Source organism: Belnapia rosea (genome assembly GCF_900101615.1).
Taxonomy (GTDB): domain Bacteria; phylum Pseudomonadota; class Alphaproteobacteria; order Acetobacterales; family Acetobacteraceae; genus Belnapia; species Belnapia rosea.
In genome coordinates this window covers 1-6,301 of the sequence record NZ_FMZX01000066.1, presented here as the reverse complement: position 1 = coordinate 6,301, position 6,301 = coordinate 1, and the positions used below count along the sequence as shown (strand labels likewise).

General features: G+C 61.2%; 6 protein-coding genes. 4 read left to right on the top strand and 2 right to left on the bottom strand.

All coding sequences use genetic code 11. From position 1 onward, the window contains the following. The 3 genes from BLR02_RS27710 to BLR02_RS27700 all read left to right on the top strand — a co-directional run. The coding region (locus tag BLR02_RS27710; RefSeq protein ID WP_143018131.1) for an IS5 family transposase at positions 1 to 330 on the top strand (330 nt) is incomplete at its 5' end. Between the two features lie 198 nt (positions 331 to 528). Continuing rightward, positions 529 to 1,257, top strand: a complete 729-nt coding sequence (locus tag BLR02_RS27705) for an RraA family protein (RefSeq protein ID WP_090571107.1) — start codon at positions 529 to 531, stop codon at positions 1,255 to 1,257. A 205-nt stretch (positions 1,258 to 1,462) separates the two neighbouring features. After that, positions 1,463 to 1,936 (top strand): VOC family protein, encoded by a 474-nt coding sequence (locus BLR02_RS27700; protein WP_090665436.1) that lies wholly within the window; start codon positions 1,463 to 1,465, stop codon positions 1,934 to 1,936. Positions 1,937 to 2,121: 185 nt separating this feature from the next. Here the strand turns inward: BLR02_RS27700 and BLR02_RS27695 are convergent, their stop codons facing one another. Further along, positions 2,122 to 3,330, bottom strand: a complete 1,209-nt coding sequence (locus tag BLR02_RS27695; protein ID WP_090665435.1) for an MFS transporter — start codon at positions 3,328 to 3,330, stop codon at positions 2,122 to 2,124. A 724-nt stretch (positions 3,331 to 4,054) separates the two neighbouring features. On the opposite strand from BLR02_RS27695, the gene BLR02_RS27690 reads away from it, so the two are divergent. Further along, the gene (locus BLR02_RS27690; RefSeq protein ID WP_176849880.1) at positions 4,055 to 5,782 is read left to right on the top strand and encodes a transglycosylase domain-containing protein; all 1,728 of its coding nucleotides are present in this window, start codon (positions 4,055 to 4,057) and stop codon (positions 5,780 to 5,782) included. Between the two features lie 207 nt (positions 5,783 to 5,989). On the opposite strand, the gene BLR02_RS27685 is transcribed toward BLR02_RS27690, so the two are convergent. Beyond that, positions 5,990 to 6,301: hypothetical protein (locus tag BLR02_RS27685; protein ID WP_456303808.1), on the bottom strand; the 312-nt coding region annotated here is incomplete at its 5' end.

The following is a 6,301-nucleotide window of genomic DNA, read 5'->3' as shown; positions in this document are numbered from 1 at the left end:
CTCACCGGCGGCCAGCGCGGCGACTGCCCCCAGGCCTACGCCTTGATCGACGGCCTGCCCGCTGAGATCGTCATGGCCGATGCGGCCTACGATGCCGATCCCCTGCGCCACGCGATCGCTGCCAAGGGCGCGGTCGCAGTCATTCCGAACAACCCGTCCCGCGCCCGCAAATACCCGCTCGACCAGCATCTCTACGCTCAACGCCACCTGATCGAGTGCTGCTTCAGCAAGCTCAAGCAGTTCCGGCGCGTTGCCACGCGCTTCGAGAAGACCGCCCGCAACTACCGCGCCGTCGTCACCCTCGCCGCCATCGTCCTGTGGCTCAGGTAACTGTCCACACGACCTAGTGGCCGCTCGCAGGCATTCGCCTGCGATCCTCGAGGCCGCCCCTCAGATGCGGGCCCTCGGGCGCGTGCTACATCCGATGCTGCCCGCAGCCTTTGTAGCCGCGACTGGGCCTGCTAGGGCCCTGGACGGGAGGCATTCGTGCCGCGACTATAGCCCACTCATCAGGGGGAGAGCGCCAGCATGACAGCCAGCAAGGATGAGATTTTTGCCAAGCTGCGTAAGATCGACGCGCCGACCATCACCAATGTCGTGGCGACCTATCCGAAGAACCCTCTTTGCCTCGGCTTGTATAATCCGTGGACCGAGAACTGGTACACCGACACTTCAATCCGCTGCATCTATCCGGAGATGGGGCCAGTCATTGGCCATGCCGTCACCTGCGTCTACGGCCTGCCCGATCCTAATTTTGGCGGCCGGCTCAGCTTCATGGACGTGATAGACGCGCTTGATGCCATGCCGAAGCCGACCATCTTGGTCATACAGCAAAAATGGCCGCCGGAGCTTATGGCGAAGGCCGGGCTCGCTGGCGAGATCATGGTCACCTCCATGATGTCGGTCGGCTGCATCGGCATGCTCTCGAACGGGCCTTCGCGCGACGTCGATGCAATCCGCAAGCTCGACTTCCAATTGCTGCTCGGCGGTGTCACGGCCGGACATGGTGAGATGGCGGTGCAGGCGGTGAACGTGCCAGTCTCGGTCGGCGGCATGGATGTCGCACCGGGCGAGTTGATCCATATGGACGAGAACGGCGCGGTGAAGTTTCCCGCCGATCGCGCCGCCCAGGTGCTTGAGAATGCCGAGAAGATGCTGGCCGGCGAGGCGGAGCATCTGGCACGGTTGCGCGCCGCGAAGACGGCAGCTGAGGTACGGGCTGCCGGCGGAGCCTATTCCGCCAAACCGAAGGCCTGACGCCAAGCGATGGAACGAAGCAGCCTCGTTTTGAGCGCGAGCCTTGGGAGGAGTGGGCGGCGACAGCAGACTTGCCGACCCGATCTTGTTACGAAAATATAACGAAATCTTGTCAGGCGCAGAGGGATGCTTCACCGTCCAAGCCACACGATGTCAGATTGGAAGGCAAGGCCAGCCAATCAGGTGCGACAGGGAAGGGCAAGCAATGTCGAAGAATACGGTTTGCCTGTGGTACGACAAAGATGCCGAGGCTGCCGCGCGCTTCTACTCCGAAACCTTCCCCGACAGCGCAGAGAAAGCTGTTCGCCGTGCACCCAGCGACTATCCAGCCGGCAAGGCAGGCGACGTGCAGCTTGTGGAATTCACGGTCGCTGGCATTCCTTGTGTGGGTCTGAATGGAGGGTCCGCATTCCGGCCCAACGAAGCCTTCTCGTTCCAGATTGCCACAGACATTCAGGATGAGATCGACCGCTGTTGGAACGCAATCGTTAACAATGGCGGGCAGGAGAGTGAGTGTGGTTGGTGCAAGGACCGGTGGGGGGGCTACTGGCAGATTACGCCGCGCGTGCTGATTGAGGCGATGGCGGCTGGCGGTGACGAAGCTAGGCGAGCGTTTCAAGCCATGCTGACCATGCGGAAGATCGATGTCGGTACGATTGAAGCAGCGCGGCGCGGCTGACGCTCCGTCCGGTAAGCCATTCGACATGTTGCAATGCGTCGTGCATGTTCGTGCATTGCTTGGCTAGATTCGAGCGGCCCGGGTTGGAAGCTTTGGTACGCGGATTGCGGCAGGCCGGGCTTCATCAAACAGGCGGTTTGTAAGGGTGCCGTGAAGTCTGAAGCCGCCAACCAAGCGACAACACACTATGCTGGCTTGAGGCGTTCAGGCCGCATCCGAGGCAGTGGCGGAAAGGTGAGGGCGATCGCCACTGCTCCAAACCCAATTACCAGGGAACTGAGGTGCATCCCCGCATAACTGCCGAAACGGTCGAAGATCCACCCACCAACTGACGGTCCCGCCGCCATGCCAAGGCAGGAAACCATGGTCGCAGCACCGAACACTGTACCCATAATGTGCGGGCCAAAATAGTCACGCGCAAGTACCGCATAAAGCGGCATCACTCCACCATAGGCGAGACCAAAGGCTGCGGCGACAGCGTAAAACCCGCCGAGACTGCTGGTTGGGAGAAAAGCGCCTATCGCCAATGCTTGCAGCAATAGGCCTCCGATCAACACAGGCTTGGCACCGTGCCGATCGGCGAGCACGCCTAGAAGCAGGCGCCCACCAAGCCCTGCCAAGCCCTGCAAGCTGTAGACGCTGACGGCGGCCACGGCGGACAGCCCACAGACCATCGCATAGCTCACTACGTGGAAAATCGGCCCGGCATGCGCAAGGCAGCAGGCGAAAAACGTCGCCGCGAGCACCACGAACTGCCGAGAGCGAAGGGCCTCGCGGGCGGTGAAGCCCTTGTCTTTCGCTATGGCTGCCGCGCTGGCGTCCAGGATGGCAGTCGGCGGGCGGCGCAGCAGCAGCGCGGCCGGCAGCAGGACCGCCCAGGCGACGATCCCGATCACGAGTTGCGAGGTGCGCCAGTAATAGCTGGAGAGCAGCCATTGCGCGAAGGGCGCAACGGTCACGGGCGCCATGCCAAGTCCGGCGGAAACAAGGGAGACAGCGAGCGCCCGTTGGCGGTCAAACCACGCGCTGGCCGTCGCCATCATGGGCGCGAAGAAGGCGCCAACCGCCGTACCTAGGAATAGGCCATAGGCGAGTTGGAAGGTCAGCAGGCTCGTCGCCCGGCTTGCCAGAACCAGCCCGGCACCCATCAGCAACCCACCAGCGATGCCGACAATCCTCGGCCCATGGCGGTCGCTGATCCAGCCCCAACCAAAGCCGCCGAACCCCATGGCAAGGAAAGCGATCGTCATCGATGCAGAAATGCCGGCGCGCGACCAGCCGGTATCGGTTGCAATAGGATCCAGGAAGACGGCGAGGGAGAATAGCGACCCCATGCCGATGCAGCCCATCAGCGCCCCGATGGCGACGATGATCCAGCCATAGTGTCGTTCCATTGGCGTTTCTCCCCGCGGGGTCCGTGGCGACCAGCCCTGGCCCTGCTGCAACTCGCATCGTCCCAGATCGTAGCTGCGAAGCAAACTCCTGTACTGCAGGCGGGTCATAGCCAATGGCGAGTAACGGCGCCGAGGTCCTCCGGCCTGCATGCTTGCCCGCTGCACTCCTGTCGGGCTCGGCTCAGGAGACACGAAAGGGCCCGCAGCCTCCCAGGCAGGTCCCGGTAGAGCAATGGCGCACTCGGCCTGCCACTGTGCCCCATACTCGGTGGCGTTCGTGGCCACCTCGTGCAGCGCCAGAGCATCTAGCTGGCTTGCGGCGGCAGCGGCGGCGAGCTTCATCCCAGGGTCCTGCAGGCGGCGACAAGCACGCTGCTGACAACAGCAGGCGGGCTTTCACGACAATCCCCACATCGTGCCGTGAGGAATCGCCATGCCGTCATCCGAGGGCTTAAAAAGTCATTGGCGATTACCGCCGCTTCGAGCCTTCATTGGCGGGAAAGCGGGGAATTCGAAGGGCCAGCCATAGCCGGACTTGCGCTGAAGCGACCAGCATCACGAAATGCGCAGCTATAGATTTGGCATCTGCCGCGCATCCCTCGCATGTTGTTGGTTGTCGCTGCGCTCATTCTACTATGCTAGGAGGCATGCACCGGCAGTGTCCACTCCAACTGAAGGCACCCTTGCTCGGAGACAGTTCTTCGCGCTGCTAGGGCTGGCAGCCGTGAAGCCCCGCAGTGCCGAAGCGCTGGAACTGATCGATTCCAACCGACTGATTACGGACAACCGCGAGGACGGGGTGCGAGTTCTCAGCGCGGATGGCGAATTCATTGGTGCGCGTGGAGCGTACTACGGCCCACCGGTGGCGTTTGCGCGGATGCCCAAGCATCTGGTCAACGCGTTGGTGGCGAGCGAGGATCGTCGATTCTACGAGCATTGGGGGCTGGATCCGAGAGCAATGGCGCGCGCGGTGTGGTCCACGCTCACGGGGCGTACCCAAGGCGGCAGCACACTGACCCAGCAGACCATTAAGGAAATATATCTTAAGGAACACAGCCCAATTGTACGAAAGCTGCTGGAAGAGCCGGTACTTGCGCCAATCTTGGAACTCAACCTGAGCAAGGAGGACATCCTGTTCGTCTACTTCAACAGGGTATTCTTCGGCGGCAGTGCGTATGGGATTGAAGCTGCCGCTCGTGTTTATTTCAACAAATATGCGCGTAATCTCAGCATCCTGGAGTCAGCGATGATGGTTGGGCTGCTCCCTGCACCCAATCGGTTCAATCCTCATCGTAATTTTCAACTGTCGCGGGATCGGGGTTTCCGGGTGATCGAGCAGATGGTCGACGCCGGCTATCTCACTCGACCTGCCGCAGATCGTGCCAAGGCGCAGAATGTCACCATGGCGGCTTCCAAATCAGCCTGGGGGGGATTTTATCCCCGAAGCACCCAGATCGGCTGGTTCGCCCGATGGGCTGAGAATGAAGCCAATGCCAATTCTGTGCCTTCTGCACGAAATGGTACGAGAACCATAACAACCACATTGGACCTGAGAATCCAAGGAGTAGCCGAACGGCATATGGAGCAAGCACTGCGCCAGCACGCCCGAGCAAAACAAATCGAAGAAGGCGCAGTGGTCGTCATGCGATATGATGGCGCGGTGGTGGCGTTGGTGGGCGGACGTGACTACAAGCAGAAGGAATGGGATCACGCCACTCAAGCCAGACGGCAGCCGGGTTCCGTGGCCAAACTGTTCGTGTATCTTGCAGCGCTTCGGGCAGGTAGTACGCCCGACACGAAGGTCAGCGATGCGGCATTGATACTTGGCGGCCGCCCCGTCAGAAACTTCGATGACAGGTACCTTGGTGATATCTCCCTATCTGCGGCGTTGGAGAAGTCGTCCAACACGGCCGCCGTTCGGTTGACCATGCAGAACATCAACGACATCAGAGAGCTCATCAAGACGCTGAACGTGGGAGCCGAATCCGAAGGCGAGGCCGGCGACCTTGCGCTTGGGACGTTTGAGGCGAAACTAGTTGACCTCACAGCGGCTTTCGCTTGTGTAGCCAATCGCGGCAGAATGGTCGTGCCTTATTCAGTGCAACGAGTTCAGGATCCAGCAGGTACTGAAACACTGGCACGGGTGCTCCCCGCAAGATCAAGTGTCAGGCAAACCATAGAGCCCCAATATGCCGATCTCATGCGGCAAATGCTATCGGATGTCGTGCAGCGAGGTACCGGAAAAGCCGCTGACCCGGGTTTCTGGGCAGCAGGGAAGACCGGAACAACCACCGCCAATCGCGATGCTTGGTTCGTCGGCTTCACCGAGCAGTATGTGGCGGGCGTATGGCTGGGGAACAGCGACAGCAAGCCGATGTTCGGTGTATCGGGCGGTGGCCTGCCCGCTCAGATATGGCGCTCAATCGTGATCGACGCTGTGAGGAGTGCCTGAACACAGGACATGCTCCTGTTCTCGGGCCGCTTGAATAGGACGACTACCAAGATCGTCATGCCCCAGTGGTCCTTGGTCCTGACCCTCGAAACTGATCCAGCCGGACCGCTCCGTGGGGGCTGGTCAGGGCATTGCCTTACGTTTCGATAAACGAACTGAAAAATCAAGCCTATTTCGCGTTCAAACTCTTAGCTCGGCTTTGGCCATTCAGGCTGCGTGGCAAAGGGCATAGGCGATGCTCTCGCGGAGGGCTGGCGAGAGTTTCGCAGCGTCGGCCGACTGCCGGGACACGGCGAAACCCTGCTCGCTCCAGACTGCCCGCCGTACTGCGGCAAGGCTGTCGGCGAAGGTCGGCCGCTGTTTGTGGTACCAGGCGCTGGTCGAGATCCGGACCCGGGCACGGCAATCGAGGCGCGAGGCCAACAGGGTGACGATCGAGAACAGCCCGAGCAGGCAGGGCGTGGTGCGGGCGATCGCCTTGTCCGACCACTGACGTTGGGTCTCGACGCCGAGGTGGTC

What these genes read in the sequence shown, in the direction of transcription:
- BLR02_RS27705 (WP_090571107.1), top strand. Translation starts at nt 529, where the DNA reads ATGACAGCCAGCAAGGATGAGATTTTTGCCAAGCTGCGTAAGATCGAC.
- BLR02_RS27700 (WP_090665436.1), top strand. Translation starts at nt 1,463, where the DNA reads ATGTCGAAGAATACGGTTTGCCTGTGGTACGACAAAGATGCCGAGGCT.
- BLR02_RS27695 (WP_090665435.1), bottom strand. Translation starts at nt 3,330, where the DNA reads ATGGAACGACACTATGGCTGGATCATCGTCGCCATCGGGGCGCTGATG.